Origin of the sequence: Mycobacterium paraense (genome assembly GCF_002101815.1) — a bacterium.
GTDB lineage: Bacteria > Actinomycetota > Actinomycetes > Mycobacteriales > Mycobacteriaceae > Mycobacterium > Mycobacterium paraense.
In genome coordinates, this window is the sequence record NZ_LQPM01000013.1 from 475321 (window position 1) to 497355 (window position 22035).

General features: G+C 71.4%; 21 protein-coding genes and 3 pseudogenes. 13 read left to right on the forward strand and 11 right to left on the reverse strand.

Annotated elements, in window-relative coordinates; translation table 11 throughout:
* Positions 1 to 4: 4 nt before the first annotated feature.
* From AWB89_RS14310 to AWB89_RS14320, 3 genes are read right to left on the reverse strand one after another with little or no spacing between them, the layout of a single operon-like run.
* Positions 5 to 865: a pseudouridine synthase gene (locus tag AWB89_RS14310; RefSeq protein WP_085096159.1), complete on the reverse strand. Its 861-nt coding sequence runs from the start codon at positions 863 to 865 to the stop codon at positions 5 to 7.
* A complete protein-coding gene (locus tag AWB89_RS14315; RefSeq protein ID WP_085174431.1) occupies positions 862 to 2586 on the reverse strand; it encodes a glycerol-3-phosphate dehydrogenase/oxidase in 1725 nt (574 codons plus the stop codon). The genes AWB89_RS14310 and AWB89_RS14315 overlap by 4 nt, the downstream gene beginning before the upstream one ends.
* A 51-nt stretch (positions 2587 to 2637) precedes the next feature.
* The gene (locus tag AWB89_RS14320) at positions 2638 to 4068 is read right to left on the reverse strand and encodes an NAD(P)H-quinone dehydrogenase (protein ID WP_085174433.1); all 1431 of its coding nucleotides are present in this window, start codon (positions 4066 to 4068) and stop codon (positions 2638 to 2640) included.
* Between the two features lie 84 nt (positions 4069 to 4152).
* Here AWB89_RS14320 and AWB89_RS14325 point away from each other — a divergent pair, with 84 nt between their 5' ends.
* Together AWB89_RS14325 and AWB89_RS14330 are read left to right on the forward strand one after the other, a co-directional pair.
* Positions 4153 to 4632: a gamma-glutamylcyclotransferase family protein gene (locus AWB89_RS14325; protein WP_085096166.1), complete on the forward strand. Its 480-nt coding sequence runs from the start codon at positions 4153 to 4155 to the stop codon at positions 4630 to 4632.
* A gap of 201 nt (positions 4633 to 4833) precedes the next feature.
* Complete coding sequence (locus AWB89_RS14330; protein ID WP_085174570.1) at positions 4834 to 5664, forward strand: alpha/beta hydrolase; 831 nt, start codon at positions 4834 to 4836, stop codon at positions 5662 to 5664.
* Here the strand turns inward: AWB89_RS14330 and AWB89_RS14335 are convergent.
* Together AWB89_RS14335 and AWB89_RS14340 are read right to left on the reverse strand one after the other, a co-directional pair.
* Positions 5661 to 6830 (reverse strand): M20 family metallopeptidase, encoded by a 1170-nt coding sequence (locus AWB89_RS14335; RefSeq protein WP_085096168.1) that lies wholly within the window; start codon positions 6828 to 6830, stop codon positions 5661 to 5663. The genes AWB89_RS14330 and AWB89_RS14335 overlap by 4 nt on opposite strands.
* Complete coding sequence (locus AWB89_RS14340; protein ID WP_085174435.1) at positions 6827 to 8011, reverse strand: amidohydrolase; 1185 nt, start codon at positions 8009 to 8011, stop codon at positions 6827 to 6829. Before AWB89_RS14340 ends, AWB89_RS14335 begins: the two co-directional genes overlap by 4 nt.
* Positions 8012 to 8184: 173 nt before the next feature.
* Here AWB89_RS14340 and AWB89_RS14345 point away from each other — a divergent pair, with 173 nt between their 5' ends.
* Complete coding sequence (locus AWB89_RS14345) at positions 8185 to 9651, forward strand: PPE family protein (protein ID WP_085096172.1); 1467 nt, start codon at positions 8185 to 8187, stop codon at positions 9649 to 9651.
* Here AWB89_RS14345 and AWB89_RS14350 read toward each other — a convergent pair.
* Entirely contained in the window at positions 9648 to 10265 is a 618-nt protein-coding gene (locus AWB89_RS14350; protein ID WP_142280140.1) for a cutinase family protein, read from the reverse strand. The genes AWB89_RS14345 and AWB89_RS14350 overlap by 4 nt on opposite strands.
* 100 nt (positions 10266 to 10365) lie before the next feature.
* On the opposite strand from AWB89_RS14350, the gene AWB89_RS14355 reads away from it, so the two are divergent.
* Both AWB89_RS14355 and AWB89_RS14360 read left to right on the forward strand, forming a co-directional pair.
* On the forward strand, positions 10366 to 11172 hold the full coding sequence (locus AWB89_RS14355) for a purine-nucleoside phosphorylase (RefSeq protein WP_085096174.1): 807 nt from the start codon (positions 10366 to 10368) through the stop codon (positions 11170 to 11172).
* Positions 11093 to 12685, forward strand: a pseudogene (locus AWB89_RS14360) (phospho-sugar mutase); the annotation flags it as partial. The gene AWB89_RS14355 and the pseudogene AWB89_RS14360, both read left to right, overlap by 80 nt.
* Before the next feature lie 4 nt (positions 12686 to 12689).
* Here the strand turns inward: AWB89_RS14360 and upp are convergent.
* Positions 12690 to 13313 carry a uracil phosphoribosyltransferase gene (gene upp / locus AWB89_RS14365; protein WP_085174437.1) on the reverse strand — a complete coding sequence of 208 codons (624 nt, stop codon included), beginning with the start codon at positions 13311 to 13313 and terminating at the stop codon, positions 12690 to 12692.
* A 113-nt stretch (positions 13314 to 13426) separates the two neighbouring features.
* On the opposite strand from upp, the gene AWB89_RS14370 reads away from it, so the two are divergent.
* The 3 genes from AWB89_RS14370 to AWB89_RS14380 are packed head-to-tail and all read left to right on the forward strand — an operon-like array spanning position 13427 to position 16642.
* Positions 13427 to 14260 carry an alkaline phosphatase family protein gene (locus AWB89_RS14370; RefSeq protein WP_372515367.1) on the forward strand — a complete coding sequence of 278 codons (834 nt, stop codon included), beginning with the start codon at positions 13427 to 13429 and terminating at the stop codon, positions 14258 to 14260.
* Between the two features lie 52 nt (positions 14261 to 14312).
* Entirely contained in the window at positions 14313 to 15602 is a 1290-nt protein-coding gene (satS, locus tag AWB89_RS14375; protein WP_085174439.1) for a protein export chaperone SatS, read from the forward strand.
* 56 nt (positions 15603 to 15658) lie between these two features.
* On the forward strand, positions 15659 to 16642 hold the full coding sequence (locus AWB89_RS14380) for a VWA domain-containing protein (RefSeq protein WP_085174441.1): 984 nt from the start codon (positions 15659 to 15661) through the stop codon (positions 16640 to 16642).
* A gap of 4 nt (positions 16643 to 16646) precedes the next feature.
* Here the strand turns inward: AWB89_RS14380 and AWB89_RS14385 are convergent, their stop codons facing one another.
* Both AWB89_RS14385 and AWB89_RS14390 read right to left on the reverse strand, forming a co-directional pair.
* The gene (locus AWB89_RS14385; protein WP_085174576.1) at positions 16647 to 17654 is read right to left on the reverse strand and encodes a VWA domain-containing protein; all 1008 of its coding nucleotides are present in this window, start codon (positions 17652 to 17654) and stop codon (positions 16647 to 16649) included.
* Between the two features lie 51 nt (positions 17655 to 17705).
* The gene (locus tag AWB89_RS14390; protein ID WP_085174443.1) at positions 17706 to 18740 is read right to left on the reverse strand and encodes a cupin; all 1035 of its coding nucleotides are present in this window, start codon (positions 18738 to 18740) and stop codon (positions 17706 to 17708) included.
* A 202-nt stretch (positions 18741 to 18942) separates the two neighbouring features.
* Between AWB89_RS14390 and AWB89_RS28450 the strand changes: the two are divergent.
* The 4 genes and pseudogenes from AWB89_RS28450 to AWB89_RS14405 all read left to right on the forward strand — a co-directional run.
* Positions 18943 to 19101: pseudogene (locus AWB89_RS28450) on the forward strand (GntR family transcriptional regulator); the annotation flags it as partial.
* A gap of 18 nt (positions 19102 to 19119) precedes the next feature.
* Positions 19120 to 19557, forward strand: coding sequence for a GntR family transcriptional regulator (locus AWB89_RS14395; protein ID WP_263993530.1), 438 nt, complete (start codon positions 19120 to 19122; stop codon positions 19555 to 19557).
* A 32-nt stretch (positions 19558 to 19589) separates the two neighbouring features.
* Positions 19590 to 20735 (forward strand): amidohydrolase family protein, encoded by a 1146-nt coding sequence (locus AWB89_RS14400; protein ID WP_085174445.1) that lies wholly within the window; start codon positions 19590 to 19592, stop codon positions 20733 to 20735.
* Between the two features lie 83 nt (positions 20736 to 20818).
* Positions 20819 to 21217, forward strand: a complete 399-nt coding sequence (locus tag AWB89_RS14405) for a DUF4189 domain-containing protein (RefSeq protein ID WP_142280135.1) — start codon at positions 20819 to 20821, stop codon at positions 21215 to 21217.
* Positions 21218 to 21221: 4 nt separating this feature from the next.
* Here the strand turns inward: AWB89_RS14405 and AWB89_RS28290 are convergent, their stop codons facing one another.
* The gene (locus AWB89_RS28290) at positions 21222 to 21488 is read right to left on the reverse strand and encodes a DivIVA domain-containing protein (RefSeq protein WP_277621914.1); all 267 of its coding nucleotides are present in this window, start codon (positions 21486 to 21488) and stop codon (positions 21222 to 21224) included.
* Positions 21474 to 21599 (reverse strand): annotated as a pseudogene (locus AWB89_RS27980) (DivIVA domain-containing protein); the annotation flags it as partial. The gene AWB89_RS28290 and the pseudogene AWB89_RS27980, both read right to left, overlap by 15 nt.
* Before the next feature lie 133 nt (positions 21600 to 21732).
* On the opposite strand from AWB89_RS27980, the gene AWB89_RS14415 reads away from it, so the two are divergent.
* Entirely contained in the window at positions 21733 to 22017 is a 285-nt protein-coding gene (locus AWB89_RS14415) for a GlsB/YeaQ/YmgE family stress response membrane protein (RefSeq protein WP_085096189.1), read from the forward strand.
* Positions 22018 to 22035: the final 18 nt, after the last annotated feature.

Below are 22035 nucleotides of genomic sequence, written 5' to 3' on the forward strand. Positions count from 1 at the left end.
CCGGCTACGGGCCCGGGCGGCGGCTGACGAACTCGCGGCGCACACCCGTCAGCGGATCGTCGAACTCGATGCGCTGCGCCAGCAACCGCAGCGGTGTGCTGAAATCGTCGGGTGGCACGTCAAACACGTTGGGGTACAACGGATCCCCCTCGATCGGCAGCCCGAGCGAGGCCATCTGCACCCGCAGCTGGTGCGTGCGCCCGGTGCGCGGGGTCAGCCGGTACAGCCCGTCCGGTGAGACCAGCTCCACCAGCGTCTCCGCGTTCACCGCGCCCGGCTCGCAGAACGCCTGCAAAACGCCCCGGCGCTTCACGATCCGGCTGCGCACCACCCGCGGAAACACCAGGGCGGGGTCGACGGCCGCGCGCGCCAGATAGGTCTTGCGCACCGCACCCGCCGAAAACAGCGTCTGGTAGGCGCCGCGCACCTCGCGGCGCACCGTGAACAGCAGCACCCCGGCCGTCAGCCGGTCGAGCCGGTGCGCGGGGCTCAGCTCGGGCAGCCCCAGCTCGCGGCGCAGCCGCACCAGCGCGGTCTGCGCGACGTGCCGGCCCCGCGGCATGGTGGCCAGAAAGTGCGGCTTGTCGACGACGACGATGTCGTCGTCGCGATGCAGCACGGGGACCTCGAAGGGCACCGGGACCTCGTCGGGCAGCTCGCGGTAGAGGTAGACGAACGACCCGGCGCGCAGCACCGTCGCGTCGTCGACCACCGCGCCGTCGGCGTCCACCACCTCCCCGGCCAGCACCTTCGCGCGGGCGGGCGCGCCGAAGCGCTCGGTCAGCTCGGCCAGCACCGGGCCGCCGCGCAGCCGCACCCGCGCCGGGCCGAGGCCGTCGCGCACCGGCAGCGGCGCGGGCCTCAACTGAGCGGCACCGGCTCGAGGATCTCGGCGCGCGCCTCGGGCGCGCTGGCCCGCAGCTCGTCGGCCGACACGTCGTCGGGCTGGGCCTGCGACAGCACCTCGGCCTCCACCCGCGCGGTGTAGTTGGCCACCTCGCGGTCGATGTCCTCGGCGGTCCACCCCAGCACCGGCGCCACCACCTCGGCAACCTCGCGGGCGCAGTCGACGCCGCGGTGCGAGTACTCGATGGAAATGCGCATCCGGCGCGCCAGGATGTCCTCGAGGTGCAGGGCCCCCTCGGTGGTGACGGCGTAGAGGGCCTCCACCCGCAGGTAGCCCGGCGCCTCCTTGATCGGGCTGAGCAGGTCGGGGGTTTCGGCCGCCAGCTCCAGCACCTCGCCGATCAGCGAACCGTAGCGGTCCAGCAGGTGGCGCACCCGGTACGGGTGCAGACCCTTCAGCGTCCCGACGTGTTCGACCTGGTTGACCAGCGCGAAGTACCCGTCGGCGCCCAGCAGGCTGACCTTCTCGGTGATCGACGGCGCCACCCGGGCCGGCACGAACTGCGCGGCGGCGTCGATCGCGTCGGCGGCCATCACCCGGTAGGTGGTGTACTTCCCGCCGGCGATCGCGACGAGCCCGGGCGCGGGCACCGCGACGGCGTGCTCGCGGGACAGCTTGGAGGTTTCCTCGCTCTCCCCCGCCAGCAGCGGGCGCAGCCCGGCGTACACGCCGTCGATGTCGGCGTGGGTCAGCGGGGTGGCCAGCACGGTGTTGACTGTCCCCAGGATGTAGTCGATGTCGGCCTTGGTGGCCGCCGGGTGCGCGAGGTCGAGGTTCCAGTCGGTGTCGGTGGTGCCGATGATCCAGTGGCTGCCCCACGGTATGACGAACATCACCGACTTCTCGGTGCGCAGGATGATCGCGACGTCGCTGACGATGCGGTCCCGCGGCACCACGACGTGCACGCCCTTGGACGCGCGGACCTGAAACCGGCCGCGCTGCTTGGACAGCGCCTGGATCTCGTCGGTCCACACCCCGGTCGCGTTGACCACGACGTGGCCGCGGACCTCGGTGATCGACCCGTCCTCGGAGTCGCGGACCCGCACGCCGGTCACCCGGTCGCCCTCGCGCAGCAGCGCGACCACCTGGGTGGAGGACCGCACCACCGCGCCGTAGTGCGCCGCGGTGCGCGCGACCGTCATCGTGTGGCGCGCGTCGTCGACGACGGTGTCGTAGTAGCGGATCCCGCCGATCAGCGAGGTGCGCTTGAGGCCCGGGCTCAGCCGCAGCGCACCCGCCCGGGTCAAATGCTTTTGCGCGGGAACGGATTTCGCGCCGCCCAGGCGGTCGTAGAGGAAGATGCCGGCGGCGGTGTAGGGGCGTTCCCACACCCGGTGCGTCAGCGGGAACAGGAAGGGCATCGGCTTGACCAGATGCGGCGCCAGCTTGGTCAGCGACAGCTCGCGCTCGTACAGCGCCTCGCGCACCAGGCCGAACTCCAGCTGCTCGAGGTAGCGCAGCCCGCCGTGGAACATCTTCGACGACCGGCTCGAGGTGCCCGACGCGAAATCGCGCGCCTCCACCAGCGCCACCTTGAGCCCGCGGGTGGCGGCGTCCAGCGCGCAGCCGGAGCCGACCACCCCGCCGCCGATGACGACCACGTCGAACTGCTCGGCGCCCAGCCGCTCCCAGGCCAGCGTGCGTTGCTGCGGTCCCAGGGCGTCGATCTGGTCGCTCACTGCGGGGGCTCCTGTCCGGTTACTCGTCGGTAGCGCTACCCAGGCTAGTGGCTAATCCAGATCGTCGTGGGCCATCAGCCGGCGCGCGGCCTCGGTGATCGAACCGGACAACGACGGGTAAACGGCCAGCGTCTGCGCCAGTTCGTTGACCGTGATGCGGTTTTGCACGGCTACCGCGATCGGCAGGATCAGCTCGGAGGCGATCGGCGCCACCACCACGCCGCCGATCACCACGCCGGTGGACTTGCGGCAGAACATCTTGACGAACCCTTGCCGCAGGCCCGACATCTTCGCGCGCGCGTTGGTGCGCAGCGGCAGCATGATCGTCCGCGCCGGCACCGAACCGTCGTCGATCATCGACTGCGGCACCCCGACGGCGGCGATCTCGGGCCTGGTGAACACCGTCGCGGCCACCGTGCGCAGCCGGATCGGGCTGACGCCCTCGCCCAGCGCGTGATACATCGCGATCCGGCCCTGCATGGCCGCGACGGACGCCAACAGCAGCAGCCCCGTGCAGTCGCCCGCGGCATAGATGCCGGGCACCGACGTGCGCGACACCCGGTCGACCCGCAGGTAGTCGCCGCGGCCCAGCTCGATGCCGACCCGTTCCAGCCCGAGGCCGCCGGTGTTGGGCACCGAGCCGATGGTCATCAGGGCGTGGCTGCCCTCGACGGTGCGCCCGTCGGTCATGGTGACCAGCACCCCGGCATCGGTGCGGGTGACCGACTCGGCGCGGGCGTTCTTGACCAGCTGGACGCCCCGCTCGGAGAACGACTCCTCCAGCACGAGCGCCGCGTCGGCGTCCTCGTACGGCAGCACCCGGTCGCGGCTGGCCGCCACGGTCACCGGGACGCCCAGCTCGGTGTAGGCGCTGACGAACTCGGCGCCGGTGACCCCCGAGCCGACCACGATCAGGTGCTCGGGCAGCGCCTCCAGGTCGTAGAGCTGCCGCCAGGTCAGGATGCGTTCGCCGTCGGGCTGGGCCGACGGCAGGATCCGCGGGCTGGCGCCGGTGGCGATCAGCACGACGTCGGCCTCGTGCTCGCTGGTAACGGGGCCGTCGGGCCCCAGACCAGGATGGGTGGCCCTGATGCGGTGCTTGGCCAGCCCGGGCGTCGGGTCGATCAGCTCGCCGCGGCCCGCGACCACGTGCACGCCCACGGCGAGCAGCTGGGCGGTGATGTCGGCCGACTGGTCGGCGGCCAGCGTCCGCACCCGGGCGTGGATCTGCGGCAACGAGATCTTGGCGTCCTCGATGTCGATGTCGAAGCCCAGCCGCGGGGCGCGGCGCAGTTCGGTGCGCAGCCCGGTGGAGGCGATGAACGTCTTCGACGGCACGCAGTCGTCCAGGACGGCCGCCCCGCCGACCCCGTCGGAGTCGATCACGGTGACGTGGGTGGTGTCGGGGTGTGAGGTGGCGGCGACCAGGGCGGCTTCGTAACCGGCCGGCCCCCCACCGAGGATCACGATGCGCGTCACCACAAGGCCTAACCTAACCGCGCGCCGGGAAGCCCGCTAAACGCTCGGGTGAATACCGCGCGAGCGTGCGACGTTTAAGCTTTCTCCGTGCCGCTCTACGCCGCGTACGGGTCGAACATGGATCCCGAGCAGATGCTCAAGCGCGCACCGCACTCGCCGATGGCCGGAACCGGCTGGCTGCACGGGTGGCGGTTGACGTTCGGCGGGGAGGACATCGGCTGGGAGGGGGCCCTGGCGACCATCGTCGAGGACCCCGGTTCGAAGGTGTTCGTCGTGCTCTACGACATGACGCCGGCCGACGAGGTCAACCTCGACCGCTGGGAGGGCTCCGAGTTCGGGGTGCACAAGAAGATCCGGTGCCGGGTCGAGCGGATCTCGTCGGACACCACCACCGATCCCGCGCTGGCGTGGCTGTACGTGCTGGACGCCTGGGAGGGCGGGCTGCCGTCGGCGCGCTACCTCGGCGTGATGGCCGACGCCGCCGAAATCGCCGGTGCGCCAGAGGATTACGTGCACGACCTGCGGAACCGGCCCGCCAGCAACATCGGCCCGGGGACCAGCGGCTAAGACCCCGCGGGCGGGGAAATTCATTCGCCTGCCGGCGAAGCGCAGGGTAGACAGGCAGGCCGGAACTCGTTGAACGGCCCGTCGCTCGATGCGGCGACCGAGGAAGGGAACTCGCCCGTGTCAATCCTGTCCGTGCCCATGGTCGCCGACGCCGTCGCGCGAACGCTCGCGGCGACGATCCGGCCCGGCCCCAAGGCCGCCGTGCGCCTCCCCGAGATCGGGGGCCGGACCTGCGAAGTCAGCATCCCGACCGGGCTGGGCCCGGTCCGCGCCACCGTCTACCACCCGGCCATGTCCGAGACCAGGCCGCCCGTCTACGTCAACGTGCACGGCGGCGGATTCGTGATCGGGCACCCCGAACAGGACGACCCGTGGTGCCGATACCTGGCCGCCAACGCCGGTGTGGTCGTGGTCAACCCGGACTATGTCGTGGCGCCGCGACACCGCTTCCCGGCGGCGCCGCATCAGGTCTACGAGATCGTCTGCTGGGCGGCCGACCGCGCACGCGAGTGGGACGGGGGGCGACTGTGCGTCGGTGGGCAAAGCGCGGGCGGCAACCTCAGCGCCGCGGCCGCGCGGCTGGCGCTGGAGAACCACGGCCCGCGAATCGCTCTGCAGGTGCTGCATTACGCGCCGCTTGACCTGGTGACGCCCGCCCGTGACAAGGCCTCCCCGGTGGGCCGCCGGGCGGTGCTGAAACCGTGGATGGGCGAGGTCTTCGACACCGCCTACATACCCGACCCGGCTCAGCGCCGCCACCGCCTCGCCTCCCCGGCGTGGGGCGACAACGCCGCCGAAATCGCCGGCATAGCACCGGCTTTGGTCGTGACGGCCGAACACGATCGGCTCCGCGACGAGGCCCGCGCCTACGCGGACAAGCTCGACGCCGTCGGGGCGCTGGCGGAGTACTACGAGGTGGCCGGGGTGGACCACGGCTACAACATCATGAGCGACGCCCTCGACGTCACGCGGCGAAGCTACGCGCACATCGCCGGCCACGTCGCGCGCGCCACCTCGACGCGCGCCGGCTAGAAGAGCGCCGCCTGCTCGACGATGTTGACCATCACGCGCAGCCCGATGGCCAGGGCCCGCTCGTCGAGGTCGAAGTTGGGCTGGTGCAGATCCAGCTGCGGGCCCTCGCCCGGCCACACGCCCAGGCGGGCCATCGCGCCGGGGATCTCCTCGAGATACCAGGAGAAGTCCTCGCCACCGCCGGACTGCCGGGTGTCGGCCAGCGCGTCGGGGGCGACGGCCTCGATGGCGTGGGTGAGGATGCGCGTCGAGACGTCCTCGTTGACCACCGGCGGCACCCCGCGCCGGTAGGCAAGCGTGTGCTCGATCGCCAGCGGCGACAGCAGCGCCGTCACCGTCTCGCGGATGATGTCCTGCATCGCGACCCAGGTCTGGCGGCTCGCGGTGCGCACGGTGCCGGCCAGCACGCCGGTCTGCGGGATCGCGTTGGGGGCCACCCCGGCGTTCACGGCGCCCCACACCAGCACCGTGCCATTGCGCGGGTCGATGCGCCGCGACAGCACCCCCGGCAGCCCGGTGATCAGCGTGCCGAGGCCGTAGACCAGGTCGGCGGTCAGGTGCGGCCGCGAGGTGTGCCCGCCCGGCGAATACAGCGTGATCTCCAGCTGGTCGGCCGCCGAGGTGATCGGGCCTTGCCGCACCGCGACCTTGCCGACCTCGAGCCGCGGATCACAGTGCAGCGCGAAGATCCGCGACACCCCGGACAGCGCCCCGGCGGCGATCGCGTCGATCGCCCCGCCCGGCATCAGCTCCTCGGCGGCCTGGAAGATCAGCCGCACCCCGATCGGCAGCTCCGGCACCGACGCCAGCGCGAGCGCGGTGCCCAGCAGGATGGCGGTGTGCGCGTCGTGCCCGCAGGCGTGCGCGACGTTGGGCATCGTCGAGGTGTAGGGCGCGTCGGTCCGCTCGGCCATGGGCAGGGCGTCCATGTCGGCCCGCAGCGCGATCCTCGGTTCGTGCTCGGGGCCCAGGTCGCAGACCAGCCCGGTCCCGCCGGGCAGCACCTTCGGGTTCAGCCCCGCGTCCGCCAGCCGCTCGGCGACGAACTGCGTCGTCGCGTACTCCTGGCGTCCCAGCTCCGGGTAGCGGTGGATGTGCCGGCGCCACGAGACCAGGTCGTCGTGGTGTGCGGCCAACCACGACTCGGCGCTGTCGACCAGGCTCATGCGCGCACCCCTCGCCGCTGTTGGGCCTCCAGCACCCGGTCGCGTTCGCCGGGGGTCTGGGCGAGGTGAACGACGGTGCGCGCCAACATGATCGCGCCGTCGACGACGGCGCGGTCGGCGCTGGGACCCGCGGCGGCGGCGGCGAAGGCGCGCTGATGCACCGTCGCGCCGCCGGCGTCGACGCCGATCACCGGATGGATGCCGGGCAGCACCTTCGTCACGTTGCCCATGTCGGTGCTGCCCATCGGCAGCGCCGTCTCGAATTCGGCCGCCACCGGCTCGCGGCCGAGCCGGCGCATCTCGTCCCGGAAGATGTCGGCCAGCCAAGGGTCCGGGTTGAGCTCGGCGTACGGCGGGGCGGGGCAGTCGATCTCGTACTCGCAGCCCGCGGCCAGCGCGCCCGCGGCGAAGCACGCGTACATCCGGCCCTCCAGCTGCCGCAGCGAGTCGGAATCGAACGCCCGCATCGCGTACTGCAGCGTGGTGTGCCCGGGGATGACGTTGACCGCCTGCCCGCCGTTGGTGACGATCCCGTGCACCATTTGTCCCGGCGCCAACTGCTGGCGCAGCAGCCCGACGGCCACCTGCGCGACGGTCAGGGCGTCGGCGGCGTTGAGCCCGAGGAACGGCGCGACGGCCGCGTGCGATTCCTTGCCCCGGTAGTCCACCGTCACTTCCGACAACGCCAGCGAGCGGGCCGCGGCGATGTCCGTCGGCCCGGGATGCACCATCACCGCCACCGCGACGTCGTCGAACGTCCCGGCCTCGAGCAGCAGCGCCTTGCCGCCGCCGGCCTCCTCGGCCGGAGTGCCCAGCAGAGCGACCCGCAGCCCCAGGTCGTCGGCCACCTCGGCCAGCGCCAGCGCGGCCCCCACCGCCGACGCGGCGATGATGTTGTGGCCGCAGGCGTGCCCGATCTCGGGCAGCGCGTCGTACTCCGCACACACCCCGACGACCAGCGGCCCGCTGCCGAAGTCGGCGCGGAACGCGGTGTCCAGACCGCCCGCGCGCGGGGTGATCTCGAAACCGCGCTCGGCGACCAGCGCCTGCGCCTTGGCGCAGCTGCGGTGCTCGGCGAACGCGAGCTCGGGCTCGGCATGGATGGCGTGGGACAACTCGACGAGGTCGGGGCCGCGTCGCCGCACGACATCCTCAACGCTGTCTAACGGGGCGGTTGGCACCCTCGCAGTATCCCACCGCCGCGATCCGGCCCCGTCATCCGAAGTCGTTCCGGCATCCCGCGCGCACGAACCAAACCGTTTACTATGATGTTCGCCACTGATTGGACTAAAAGTATGAAACTCTGCTATCTATATGACATCCGTTTAAATCAGTCCCAGCCGAAGGATCCGCGATGAGCTTTTTGGTGCTGCCCCCGGAGATCAACTCGCTGCGCATGTTCGTCGGTGCGGGGTCGGCACCGATGTTAGAGGCCGCGGCGGCCTGGGACGGCCTGGCCTCCGAGCTCGCCTCGGCGGCGTCGTCGTTCGCGTCGGTGACCTCCGGGCTCACGCAGCAGGCCTGGCAGGGCCCGGCGTCGGCGGCGATGATGGCGGCGGCGACGCCCTACGCGGGTTTCCTGAGCGCGGCCGCCGCCCAGGCCCAGAACGCGTCCGCGCAGGCCCAGTCCGTCGCCGCGGTGTTCGAGTCCACGCTGGCGGCGACCGTGCACCCGGCGGTGGTGGCGGCCAATCGCACCGACCTGGTGTCGCTGGTGGTCTCGAACCTGTTCGGGCAGAACGCGCCGGCGATCGCGGCCACCGAGGCCGAGTACGAACAGATGTGGGCCCAGGACGTCGCGGCAATGGTGGACTATCACGCCGGCGCGTCGGCGGCCGCCGCCCAGCTGCCGCTGGCGCTGCAACCCCTGGACAGCATCTTCGGGTTCCTCGACAACATCCCGGGATTCAACTTCCTCGGCATCGGCAACTCGAAGCTGCTGACCCTGGGCATCGGGAACACCCAGGCGTGGAACCTGGGCAGCGGCAACAACGGCCAGATCAACCTGCTGGGCAGCGGCAACCTCGGCGACGTCAACTTCGGCAGCGGCAACTTCGGCTTCTGGAACCTGGGCAGCGGCAACATCGGCAGCCTCAACTTCGGCAGCGGCAACAACGGCAACTGGAACCTGGGCAGCGGCAACATCGGCGGCTTCAACCTCGGCTTCGGCAACACCGGCAGCAACAACTTCGGCTTCGGCAACTTCGGCTCCGGGAACTTCGGCTTCGGCAACAGCGGCACCGGAAACATCGGCATCGGCCTCACCGGCAACCATCAGATCGGCTTCGGCGGCCTGAACTCCGGCACCGGCAACATCGGCTTCGGCAACTCGGGCACCAACAACATCGGCTTCTTCAACTCCGGCAACGGCAACATCGGCTTCGGCAACTCGGGTCAGTTCAACTCGGGCATCGGCAACTCGGGCAACTGGACCACCGGGCTGTTCAACTCCGGATCCACCGACACCGGGATCTTCAACTCCGGCGACTACAACACCGGCGGCTTCAACGCGGGCAACTACAACACGGGCTTCTTCAACTCGGGCAGCATCAACACCGGGGTCTTCAACTCCGGCGACCTCAACACCGGGGTGGGCAACCTGTTCACCGGGTCCGGCGTCAGCTCGGGTTTCGGGAACCTCGGCGACGGCAGCTCGGGCTTCAACAACTCCGGCGACAACGCCTCCGGGATCGGCAACGCCGGCGACTACGTCTCGGGCCTGTTCAACTCCGGCATCGCCGAGATCAGCGGCATCCTGAACAACGCGCCGACGGGCTTCACCTCGGGCATCTACAACCTGCGCAACGTCCTGGCGGGTTAGACCAGCCCGGCGATGAACCCGGCCGCCTGGCCGGGGTACGGCGGCGCTTCGTAGACGTGGTGCGCGTCGCGGTCGCGACCGCCGACGACGCAGACCGGATCGCCGTCGCTGCACAGGTCGATGGCGCGACCGGCGAACGCACCCGTCGTCGACAGTGGCGTGTTGAAGCGGTTGCCGGGGTTGCCGAACACCGCGACCGCCCGCACCTTGTCGGCCAGCCCGGGATCCAGCGCGGGAGCCGAGCCGAAGTTGCCGATCCGCTGCCCGATGGGCGGCACCCCCGCCAGCATCGACACCGCGGAGGCGCCCTGCGAGAAACCGCCGAGCACCAGCTGCGTCGCCGGGCACTGCGCGACCATCTGGGCGATGTGGTCGCGCGCGTCGTTGGCGCCGTCGGCGGTGGTCAAAAAGTTATAGCTGGCAGGGTAATTCACCGGGTAGGCGTCGACGCTGCGCGCGCCGAGGGCGGGCTGCAGCGCGGCGAACAGCGCGTCGCCCACCGCCCCCAAGCCGGGTGGCTCGGCGGTGCCGCGGGCGAAGATGAGCTGGACATCGGGACACGCGTCGGCTCCCGCCGCCGGCGCCGGTCCGCTCGCGAGAGCGGCCACCGACACCGCGACGGCACCGACGACGGCACAGACCCGACCAAAAATCCACCACCGAGGACGACGCATACGCCAGATCCTCACATACGCCGGGCTAAGCTCGCCGACTGTGGCCGAACCCCTGGGCGATCCCGACGAGCTGGCGCGGCTGGCGGCGCGGGCCATCGCCGAGCGCACCGGGGTCGGGCAGCACGACGTCGCCATCGTCCTGGGCTCGGGCTGGCGGCCCGCGGCGGCGGCGCTGGGTTCGCCGACCGCCACGCTGCCCCAGGCCGAACTGCCGGGTTTCGCGCCACCGACCGCCATCGGGCACACCGGCGAGCTGTTGTCGATGCGCATCGGCGCGCAGCGGGTGCTGGTGCTGGTCGGCCGCGTGCACGCCTACGAGGGGCACGACCTGTGCCACGTCGTGCACCCGGTGCGGGCGGCCTGCGCGGCGGGCGTGCGCGTCGTCGTGCTGACCAACGCCGCGGGCGGGCTGCGCCCCGACATGGCGCCGGGTCAGCCCGTGCTGATCAGTGACCACCTCAACCTCACCGGCCGCTCGCCGCTGGTCGGGCCGCGCTTCGTCGACCTGACCGACGCCTACGCGCCGCGGCTGCGCGAGCTGGCGCGCCAGGGCGACCCGGCGCTGACCGAGGGCGTCTACGCCGGGCTGCCCGGGCCGCACTACGAGACCCCCGCGGAGGTCCGGATGCTGCAAACGCTGGGCGCCGACCTGGTCGGCATGTCGACGGTGCACGAGACGATCGCGGCGCGGGAGGCCGGCGCCGAGGTGCTGGGCGTTTCGCTGGTGACCAACCTGGCGGCGGGCATCAGCGGCGCCCCGCTCAGCCACGCCGAGGTGCTGGCGGCCGGCGCCGCGGCGGCCGGCCGGATGGGCGCCCTGCTGGCCGACGTCGTGGCGCGGTTGTAGCGGCGTGGCAGCGGCGCGCCCACTTCGATTCGGCACCGCGGGGCTGCGCGGCCCGGTGCGCGACGGGCCCGACGCCATGAACGCGGCGGTGGTCGCGCGCGCGACGTGGGCGGTGGCGCGGGTGCTCGCCGAGGACGGCCTGGCGGGTGCGCCGGTGATCGTCGGCCGCGACGCCCGGCACGGCTCGGCGCCGTTTGCCGCGGTGACGGCCGAAGTGCTTGCCGCGCAGGGCTTTCCGGTTCTCCAACTGCCGGGCCCGGTGCCCACCCCGGTGGTCGCGTTCGCGGTGCGGCACACCGGCGCCGCGGCCGGGGTGCAGATCACGGCGTCGCACAACCCGCCGAGCGACAACGGCTACAAGGTGTACTTCTCCGGCGGCATGCAGATCGTCTCGCCCACCGATCGCCGGATCGAGGCCGCGATGGCGGCCGCTCCCCCACCCGACGAGATCGTTAGGCGCCCAGTGGAACCCGCGGGCACCGAGCTCATCGAGCGCTACCTCGAGCGCGCGGCCGGGGTGCGGCGCGGCACCGGCTCGGTGCGGGTGGCGCTGACGCCGTTGCACGGGGTCGGCGGCGCGGTGGCGGTGGAAGCCTTGCGGCGCGCGGGATTTCACGAAGTACACACCGTCGGGGCGCAGTTCGCGCCCGACCCCGACTTCCCGACCGTCGCGTTCCCCAACCCCGAGGAGCCCGGCGCCAGCGACGCGCTGCTCACCCTGGCCGCCGAAACGACGGCCGACGTCGCGATCGCGCTGGACCCCGACGCCGACCGGTGCGCGGTCGGCATCCCCGCGACCTCGGGCTGGCGGATGCTGTCCGGCGACGAAACCGGGTGGCTGCTGGGCGATTACCTGCTGTCCCGCGAACCCGACGCCGGCGCCGCGGTGGTGGCCAGCACCGTGGTGTCGTCGCGGATGCTGGCGGCGATCGCCGCGCACTACGGCGCGACGCACGTCGAGACCCTCACCGGCTTCAAGTGGCTGGCGCGCGCCGACGCGAGGGCGCCGGGCAAAAAGCTGGTGTACGCCTACGAGGAGGCGATCGGCCACTGTGTCGACCCGGATGCCGTGCGCGACAAGGACGGCATCAGCGCCGCGGTGCTGGTGTGCGACCTGGTGGCGGCGCTGCGGGCGCAGGGCCGTTCGGTGCCCGACCTGCTCGACGACCTGGCCCGCCGCCACGGCGTGCACGACGTCGCGGCGGTGTCGCGCCGCCTCGCCGACGCCGACGAGGCCGCCGGGGTGATGCGGCGGCTGCGCGCGGGCCCGCCACGCCGGCTGGCCGGCTTCGCCGCCGCGCTCACCGACCTCGCCGACGTCACCGACGCCCTGATCTTCGCCGGCGGCGACGACGCGACGTCGGCCCGGGTGGTGGTGCGGCCGTCGGGTACCGAGCCGAAGTTGAAGTGCTACATCGAGATTCGCTGCGCGCCGGCCGACGACCTGCGGGCCGCCCGCCAGCGGGCGCGGGCGTTGCGGGACGAGCTGTCCGCGGAAGTGCGCGGCTGGTAGGCGCTCAGCGCGGCCCGAATTGGCGGTCACCCGCGTCGCCGAGGCCGGGCACGATATAGGCGATCTCGTTGAGCCCCTCGTCGACCGCGACCGTGAAGAGCCGCGCGCCCGGCGCCGCTTTCTCCAGCGCCGCAATGCCTTCGGGCGCGGCCACCACGCACAGCACGGCGATGTCCGAGGCGCCGCGGCGGTGCAGCAGGCCGATCGTGTGCGTCAGGGACCCGCCGGTGGCCAGCATCGGGTCGAGCACCAGCACCGGCGTTTCACTCAGGTCGTCGGGCAGCGACTCCATGTACCCGCTCGGCAGGTGGGTTTGTTCGTCGCGGGCCACGCCGACGAACCCCACCCGGGCCTCGGGCAGCAGCGCAAGCGCCTGTTCGACCATGCCGAGGCCGGCGCGCAGCACGGGCACCAGCAGCGGCGGGTCGGCCAGCCGCACCCCGAGGGTCTCGGCGAGCGGCGTGCGGATCGGGAACGTCTCGCGGCCGGCGTCGCGGGTGGCCTCGTAGACGAGCATCGCGGTCAGCTCGCGCAGGGCCGCCCGGAAGTGGGCGTTGTCGGTGCGTTCGTCGCGCAACGCCGTCAGCCGCGACAGCGCCAGTGGGTGATCGACGACGCGCACCTCCACGGGATGTGACCCTATATAACGATTGCGACCGGCAACGCTGACACGCTCGCGCGACGCCGTCCGCGCGGCGAATCCGCTCATATACTCCCGACGTGCTGAGCACAATCAAGAGCCTGGTCGGCGCGGCCGTGCTGGCGGCCCTGGTGGTGATCCCGTCGGTGAACCGGGTGGACCTCACCGTCGCCGCGCTGCCGCAGCCGTCGCACGTGGTGATCGTGATCGAAGAGAACCGCGCCGCGGCCCACATCATCGGCAACAAGGCGGCGCCGTTCATCAACGCGCTGGCCGCGGGCGGGGCCAACATGGCCCAGTCGTTCGCCGAAACGCACCCCAGCGAGCCGAACTACCTGGCGCTGTTCGCCGGCAGCACGCTGGGGGTGACCAGCGACACCTGCCCGGTCAACGGCGGCGCGACGCCCAACCTGGCCACCGAATTGCTTTCCGCCGGTTACACATTCGCCGGTTACGCGGAGGGCCTGCCCGCGGTCGGCTCGACCGCCTGCAGCGCCGGCAAGTACGCGCGCAAGCACGTGCCGTGGGCCAACTTCACCAACGTGCCGGCCGCCGACTCGCTGCCGTTCTCGGCCTTCCCGATGGGCAATTACGCCGCGCTGCCGACGGTGTCGTTCGTCATCCCCAACAACGACGACAACATGCACGACGGCTCGATCGCGCAGGGCGATGCCTGGCTGAGCCGTGAGCTGTCGGGCTACGCCAACTGGGCGGTCGCCAACAACAGCCTGCTCATCGTGACGTGGGACGAGGACGACGGCGGGCCGCGAAACCAGATCCCGACCATCATCTACGGCGGGCACGTGCAGCCCGGCACCTACAACGAGCAGATCAACCACTACAGCGTGCTCGCCACGCTCGAGCAGATGTACGGGCTGCCCAAGATCGGCTACGCCGCGACAGCCGCGCCGATCGCGACCATCTGGGCCGCGTAACGGGCTGGCCCGCTGGCCCGCTGCTCACCGGCCCGTCGCTATTGTGTGCCGCATGGCTGCTGACCTCGTGCCCATCCGCCTGAGCCTGTCCGAAGGCGACCGCTACACCGTGTGGGCGCCCCGCTGGCGCGACGCCGGCGACGAGTGGGAGGCGTTTCTCGGCAAGGACGAGGACCTGTACGCGTTCGACAACGTTGCCGACCTGGTCGCGTTCGTGCGCACCAACACCGACAACGACCTGGCCGACCACCCGGCGTGGCAGGACCTGACCGCGGCGCACGCGCACAGCTTCGAACCCGCCGAGGACCGCCAGTTCGATCTGGTCGCCGTCGAGGAGCTGGTGTCGGAGAAGCCCACCGAGGAGTCGGTCGCCGCGCTGGCGGGCACGCTGGCGATCGTGTCGTCGATCGGCTCGGTGTGCGAGCTGCCCGCGGTGGCGAAGTTCTTCAACGGAAACCCGTCCCTGGGCACGGTGGCCGGCGGGATCGACACCTTCACCGGGAAGGCGGGCCAGAAGCGCTGGAATGCGATCGCCGAGGTCATCGCGCGCAGCTGGGACGACGTGCTCGGCGCGATCGACAAGATCGTCAGCACCCCGGAGGTCGACGCCGACGATGCGGCCAAGGCCGCCGAGGAACTGGCCGAGGAGCGCGACGAAGAGGGCGACGAAGAGGCGACCGAAGACGCGGTTGCCGAGTCCGCGGAGGACGAGCCGGACGCCGACGAGGAGCCCGCCGAAGACGAGGCCGACGAAGAGGACCGCGCCGCCGGCGACACCGTCGTGCTGGGCGGCACCGAGGACTTCTGGGTCCAGGTGGGCATCGACCCCATTCGCATCATCACGAGTTCCGACACGTTCTACACGCTGCGCTGCTACCTGGACGACCGCCCGATCTTCCTGGGCCGCAACGGCCGCATCAGCGTGTTCACCTCCGAGCGGGCCCTGGCCCGCTACCTCGCCGACGAGCACGACCACGACCTGTCCGACCTGAGCACCTACGACGACATCCGCACCGCCGCGACCGACGGCTCGCTGTCGGTCGACATCACCGACGACAACATCTACGTGCTGAGCGGGCTGGCCGACGACTTCGCCGACGGGCCGGACGCACTGGATCGCGATCAGCTGGACCTGGCCGTCGAGTTGCTCCGCGACATCGGCGACTACTCCGAGGATTCCGCGGTGGACAAGGCGCTCGACCCCGCCCGGCCGCTGGGCAAGCTGGTGGCCTCGGTGCTGGAGCCGGGGTCGGTCAGCAGGCCCGGACCGCCGTACTCCGCGGCGGTGCGGGAGTGGGAGAAGTTGGAGCAATTCGTCGAGGGGCGGCTCCGACGGGAATAGGGCGCGAATAGCCCTCGCGTTTGACGGGTCCCCGAGACTGCTCTTTACTGGCGCAGGTGTCACTTCCCGGCATCGGCCCGCTGCCCCTGTACGGGTTCCAGCGCCCGGCCATGCTGCTGTTCGCCTTGGTCCCGCTGGCGCTGCTCGCCTTCTACGTCGTGGTGCAGGCCCGGCGCCGGCGGCGGCTGCGCCGGTTCACCGAGTCCGAGGTTCCGCAATCGTGGTGGCGGCACCTGCCGATCGCGGTCTCGCTGCTTTCGCTGCTGCTGTTGACCGTCGCCCTGGCCACGCCCACGCACGACATGCGCATCCCGCGCAACCGCGCCTGCGTCGTGCTCGTCATCGACATGTCGAATTCCATGCGCGCCACCGACGTCGAGCCCACCCGGCTCAAGGCGGCCGAGCAGGCGGCCAGCCAGTTCGCCGGCCAGCTGACGCCGGGGATCAACCTCGGGCTGGTCGGGTTCGCCGGGACGCCCTACCTGCTGGTGCCGCCGACCCCGCAGCACCAGGCGACCCTGGACGCGCTGAAGAAGCTCGAGTTCGGCGACGGGACGGCCACGGGTGAGGCGATCTTCACCGCGCTGCACGCGGTCGGGGCGGCGGCCATCGCCGGCGGCGACACCCCGCCGCCGGCCCGCATCGTGCTGCTGTCCGACGGTGGCGAGAACAAGCCGACCGATCCCAGCGACCCGCACGACGGCGCCTACACCGCCGCGCGGCTGGCCAAGGACCAGGGCGTGCCCATCTCGACGATCTCGTTCGGCACCAAAGGCGGCGAGATCGAGATGAACGGCCAGCGGGTCGCCGTGCCCGTGTCGACCGACCAGATGCGCACCATCGCGCGGCTGTCGGGCGGGCAGTCCTACACCGCCACCAACATCGCCGAGCTCAACAAGAGCTACAACGCGATCGAGAACGACATCGGCTTTCGCATGGTGCCCGGCCCCGGCAGCGCCGGGTGGCTGCGCCTGGGCGTCATCGCCGCCCTGATCGCCACGGCGCTGGCGCTGTTGATCAACCGGCGATTGCCGATCTGACTCGCTAGGCGGGCAATCGGCTGTTGAGGGCGAGGCCGGCCAGGATGGCGCCGGCCAGGATCACCGCCCCGAGCAGCATCCAGGCGAGGCTGGCGTCGCCCTTCACCGTCTCGTAGCCGATCTGGCGCTGCAGCGTCGAATAGACCTGCTCGAGCGATTCCAGGCTGTCGGCGTGGAACGCCTGACCGTCGGTGATCTTGGTGATCTCCTGCAGCGTCTGGTCGTCGACGGGGACCGGGATGGTGGCGCCCTCGTAGTCGACGGTGCCATACGGCGTGCCGAAGGAGATCGTGGAGATCTGCACCTCCTCGGCCTTGGCCGCGCGCGCCGCGGTGAACGCGCCCTGCGGGGCGTTGGGGTCCAGCGGCACGTTCTCGGCGCCGTCGGACTCCAGCACGATGCGCGCCGGGGGCGGCCCCTCCCCGCCGCCCATCACCGAGCCGACGGTCGCGATCGCCTGCAGCGCGGTGAAGATGCCCTCCCCCGTCGCGGTTTTCGGAGCCGGCTTGAGGCTGTCGATCGCCGCCTTGACCGCCTGGCGGTTCGTCGTCGGGGACACCAGCAGCGACGCGTTCGCCGCGAACTCCACCAGCCCCAGGTTGATGGCCGGCGTCAGCTCGTCGGCGAATTTCTTGCCGGCCTCCTGCGCGGCGGCCAGCCGGTTCGGGGGGACGTCGGTGGACGCCATCGACTCCGAGACGTCGATGACCAGCACGACGACGGCGCGGTTCAGCGGAATCCGGATGTCGGACGTCGGCCCGGCCATCGCGGTGGTCAGCAGCGCCAGCGACGCGGCCAGCAGGATCGTCGGCACGTGCCGCCACCGGCCGGAGCGCACCGGCGCGACGCGCTCCAGCACCTCCATGTTGGCGAACCGCAGCACCCGGCGCCGCCGGGCGAACTGCACCGCGACGTAGATCCCGATCACCAGCAGGACGACCAGCAGAACCAGGAAGAACCAGGCGTTCTGGAAGCCCGTCAGCGACACCGGACCCAGCAGCGGCAGCTTCATGTCCAGCCACACTATGCGGCGAACGGCGACCCTGCACGGGGCCGGGCCGGGTCAGCCCGCGACGAGGTCGCGGCGCTGGGTGAACTTGATGTCCAGGCTGCGCAGGTGGGTCTGCAGCCCGGCGTCCTGGATGGGGATCAGGTGGGCCGGGGTGTCCGTCTCGTTGTAGTGGGCGTGCCACATGCCGGGCGGGGTGGTGAAGGCGCCCCCGGCACGCCAGTCGACCCGGATCGGGTCGACGATGTCGCCGCGCTCGTCGAGGCGGGTGCCCAGCAGCGTGTAGCAGCCGCTGGGCGGCGCGTCGAGGATCAGGTCCAGCGCCACCGACTGGTGCCGGTGTGGGCGCTGCTCCTGCTGCGGCGGCAGCACCCCGAACATCGCCCACAGCACGTGGGTGATGGTCATCGTCTGCTCCTGGTTGGCGTTGGCCAGCAGCACGCTGACCCGGCTCTTCTCATTGGCGCCGGGGCGGGCGGCGATCTCCTCCAGCTTGGCCACCGCGTCGGCCCGGCAGAACTTCGTCGCGCGGAACCGCGGCTCGGTGGCCTGCGCGCCGAGGTAGCGCAGCAGCGGCTCGTCGTGGACCCAGTACATGGCCGTCTCGGCGTCGGCGTAGAACACCGAGTGCGTGCCCGCGGGCAGGGTCAAGAAGTCGCCCTTCTCCCACTTGACGAGGTGGCCGTTGATGGCCGCGAAGCCGCGCCCGTACAGCACGTAGTACAGCTGCGAGGTGGCGTTGGGGCTGGCGTCGACCTGCTCGCCGGGGCGGATGCGGACGAAGTTGGCCAGCAGCGCGGGGCTGGTGGCCGGGCCGGTCCGGATGCCCAGCTCTGCCGACAGGTCCAACGGGTACACACCGGTGGGCCGATCGACGTAGATCTCCGGATCGAAGCGGGTAATCGGGACCTGCGGCGCGTGTCCCGATCCGATCGGGTTGGCGGCCTTCGAGTACTCGAAGTAGCACGCGTCGTCGGCCCAGTCTTCGAACCGGCCCTCGAAGCCGTATTCGGCGACGTTGGTCATCGGCGCGGGGACGGTCGGGTCCAGGTTGGGGACGACCGATTGATTCGTTTCCACGAGGGACATGACGAGTACCCTTCGGTTGAGGTGCGTCTTGTATCCTCAATGTATCTATCTTGTATCTCAGCTGTCAACCGCGGTCGGCCGGGTGTTCGTTTGGTGTACCTTCAGGGACGCAACTGGGATACGACTTAGCTGCAAGACGTAGCCGCAAGGAAGGGGCGGGCCGACGGAACCACGGGCGGGCACGGCCAAGGACCGGGCGCTTCAGTACGTCAAGACACGGGTGCTCACCGGCCAATTTCCGGGCGGGGAGCTGATCAGCGAGGGCGACGTCGCCACCGCGCTGGGCATGTCGCGGACGCCGGTGCGCGAGGCGTTCCTGCGCCTCGAGGCCGAAGGGCTGCTGCGGTTGTACCCGCAGCGCGGCGCGCTCGTCGTCCCGGTGTCGCCCGACGAGGCGCGCGCGGTCATCGAGGCCCGGCTGGTGCTGGAGCAGTTCGCGACGGCCAAGGTGGCCGGGCGCGGCCCCGGCGCCCGCGCGGCGATCTACGAACGCCTGGCGGGCGAGCTGAAGCGGCAGCGCGATGCCGCCGCCGCGGACGATTGGCGCGAGTTCCTGGACGCCGACCGCGCCTTCCACACCGTCACCCTGGAGGAGTCCGGGAACGCCATCGTGTCCGGCTTCTACTCGTCGCTGCGGGACCGTCAGATGCGGATGATCGGCGAATCGGCGCTGGGCGATCCCCACCGGATGGCGACGATCATGGACGAGCACCGCGGCATCGCCGAGGCGCTGCGCGACGGCGACCTGCCGCGCGCCCAGGAGGCGGTGCGCGCGCACCTGGCCAGCACCGGACGGGCCATCGGCATCGCGCCTTGACGCGGCGGGGCGCCGGTGGGACAACTGGCGGTGTGACCCGCATCGTCGACTCGGACCAGCACCTCTACGAGGGCCGTGCGCTGTGGTCCGACCACATCGACTCGGCGGCGCGCGACGACGCGCTGAGCCTGGTCGACGACGGGCTCGGCTACACCTGGCTGAGCTGGCGCGGCGGCCGCCTCGCCCTGGCCGACGTCCACCTGCCCGGCGACACGGCGTCCTGTGGGGAGCACCGCAAGCGGCAGCGCGCCGGTGAGCCCGCCGCCTACCGCTACGACGAGGCGCTGCCGGCCGCGTACTGGGAGCCGACGGCGCGCTTGGGCTGGCTCGACGGCGCGGGGCTCGACGAGGCGGTGCTGTTCCCCAACTTCGGCCTGCTGTGGGAGCGCCGCCTCTCGTCGTCGCTCCCGGCGATGACCGCCAACATGACGGCGTGGAACCGGTGGTGCGCGGTGGTGCGGGCCGAGGGCGGCGGGCGGCTGCACCCCGTCGCGCACTTGACGCTGCGCGACCCGGCCTGGCTCGAGGCCGAGCTCGACGCGCTGGCGGGCGCCGGGGTCACGCTGGCCATGATCGGCGCCGGACCGGTGGACGGCCGGGCGCTGTCGCACCCCGCGCACGACCGGATCTGGGCGGCCTTCGCCGACCACGCCGTCACGCCGGTGTTCCACGTCGCCGACCAGGTCCGCGTCTTCGACGATTGCTGGTATTCCGACGATCCGGCCGAGGACCTGGTGCCCGCCACCGAGGCGGTGTTCCTGTGGGTGCCGCCGGCGCTGGCCCTGTCGGACCTGATCCTGCACGGCGTCTTCGACCGGCATCCGCGGCTGCGCTTCGGCGTGGTCGAGCTCAGCTCCGCCTGGGTGCCGCAGTTTCTGCTGATGCTGGACGGCGCCGCCGCGTTCACCGCCCAGCTCAACGGCAAGCCGGTGGCCCCGCTGGCCCGGCGACCGAGCGAGTACTTCCTCGACCACGTGCGGGTGTCCTCCTTCTCCTACGAGAACCCCAAGCAGCTGGCCACCCTGAGCGGTGACGTGTTCATGTTCTGCAGCGACTATCCCCACTCCGAGGGGACCGCCACCCCGCTGGACGACTACCGGCGGATGGGCTGCGCCGAGCCCGACATGCCCGGCCTTTTTCACGGCAACGTCGACGCGCTGCTGCACGCGGCGTTCTAACGCGCCTCAGGGCCGGTTCTCATCGCGGCGAAAGCTACGGCTGCGATGGTGATCTCGCGGGGGCCGTCGCAGAGGTCGTGACCATGAAAAACGTTGTGCTGCCCGCCGTGATCGGCCTCGTCGCCGCCGCCGCGCCGGTGCTGTCCCCGCCGGCGGCCCGGGCCGACATCGACTTCTACTGCAGGCCCGGATGCTGGGGCGCGATCGCGGCGTCGACCTCGGCCGGACAGGTGGCGATCCGGCAGAACTACCGGACCAGAAACCAGGCGGAGGACGCCGCGGTGTTGTGGTGCGACGTCACGGGCAAGACGAACGACTGCCAGGTGGTCGTCTCGGGACTGGGCTGTCTTTCGGTCGCGGAGAGCAGCGACGGCAAAACGCTGGCCGGACGGCAGGCGTTGTTCCAGGACGCGGCCGACGCGGCGGCCCTGGACGCCGCGGGCCCCGGCTCGACGATCGACCTCAACGGCTGCAGCGGCTGACGCCTCAATCGGCGATCCAGCGGACCATGGTGGCGAACGTGTTGAGGATCCGGCGGCCCGTGGACTCGGGGGCGCGGTCGCGCGCGTGCGAAGGGGCGGTGATCGCCGCGCCTGATCCCGGTTGCAGCTGGGCCGCAACGGCTTCAAGGAACGCGTCGACCTCGTCCTTGTTGTAGCCGCGCATCCCGATGGGCGGTTTGGAGAAGGCCACGTTGCGAACCTGCTCCGCGGTGAGGGCGCGGCCGGACGGATCCCGCAACGCCGCCTCCACGACGTCAAGAAATGCGTCGACCTCGTCCTCGTTGTAGCCGCGCATGCCGAGGGGCGGCTTGCCGAAGGCCACGTTGTGGACCTGCTCGGCGGTGAGACGGGCGTGTTCCATCCCCACATGGTCTCACCGCGGAACCGACGGCGACAGACATTGTTTGGGGGCACAAGGGGTTACAAGCCCGGCGGTTCGGGGAACCCGCAATCAGACGGCGCCCACTCGGGGAGCCGCTACGACAGGAGCTGCAATGATCGGATCAATCATCCTGGCGATCATCGTGGGCGCCATCATCGGTGTGGTGGCCCGCCTCGTGATGCCGGGCAAGCAAAGCGTCGGCATGATCATGACGGTCGTGCTCGGCGCCGTCGGTGGCCTGATCGGTTCGGCGGTGGCCGCCCAGTTCGGCTACCACAACGCCAACGGCGGAATCGCCTGGATTCCCTTCTTCATCGGGGTCGCCGCGGCCGTCGTGCTCATCGCGATCTACGAGGCCGTGACGGGCCGCCGCCACCACACCGGCATGCCCCGGTAGGTCGCTTCGACCCGTTTT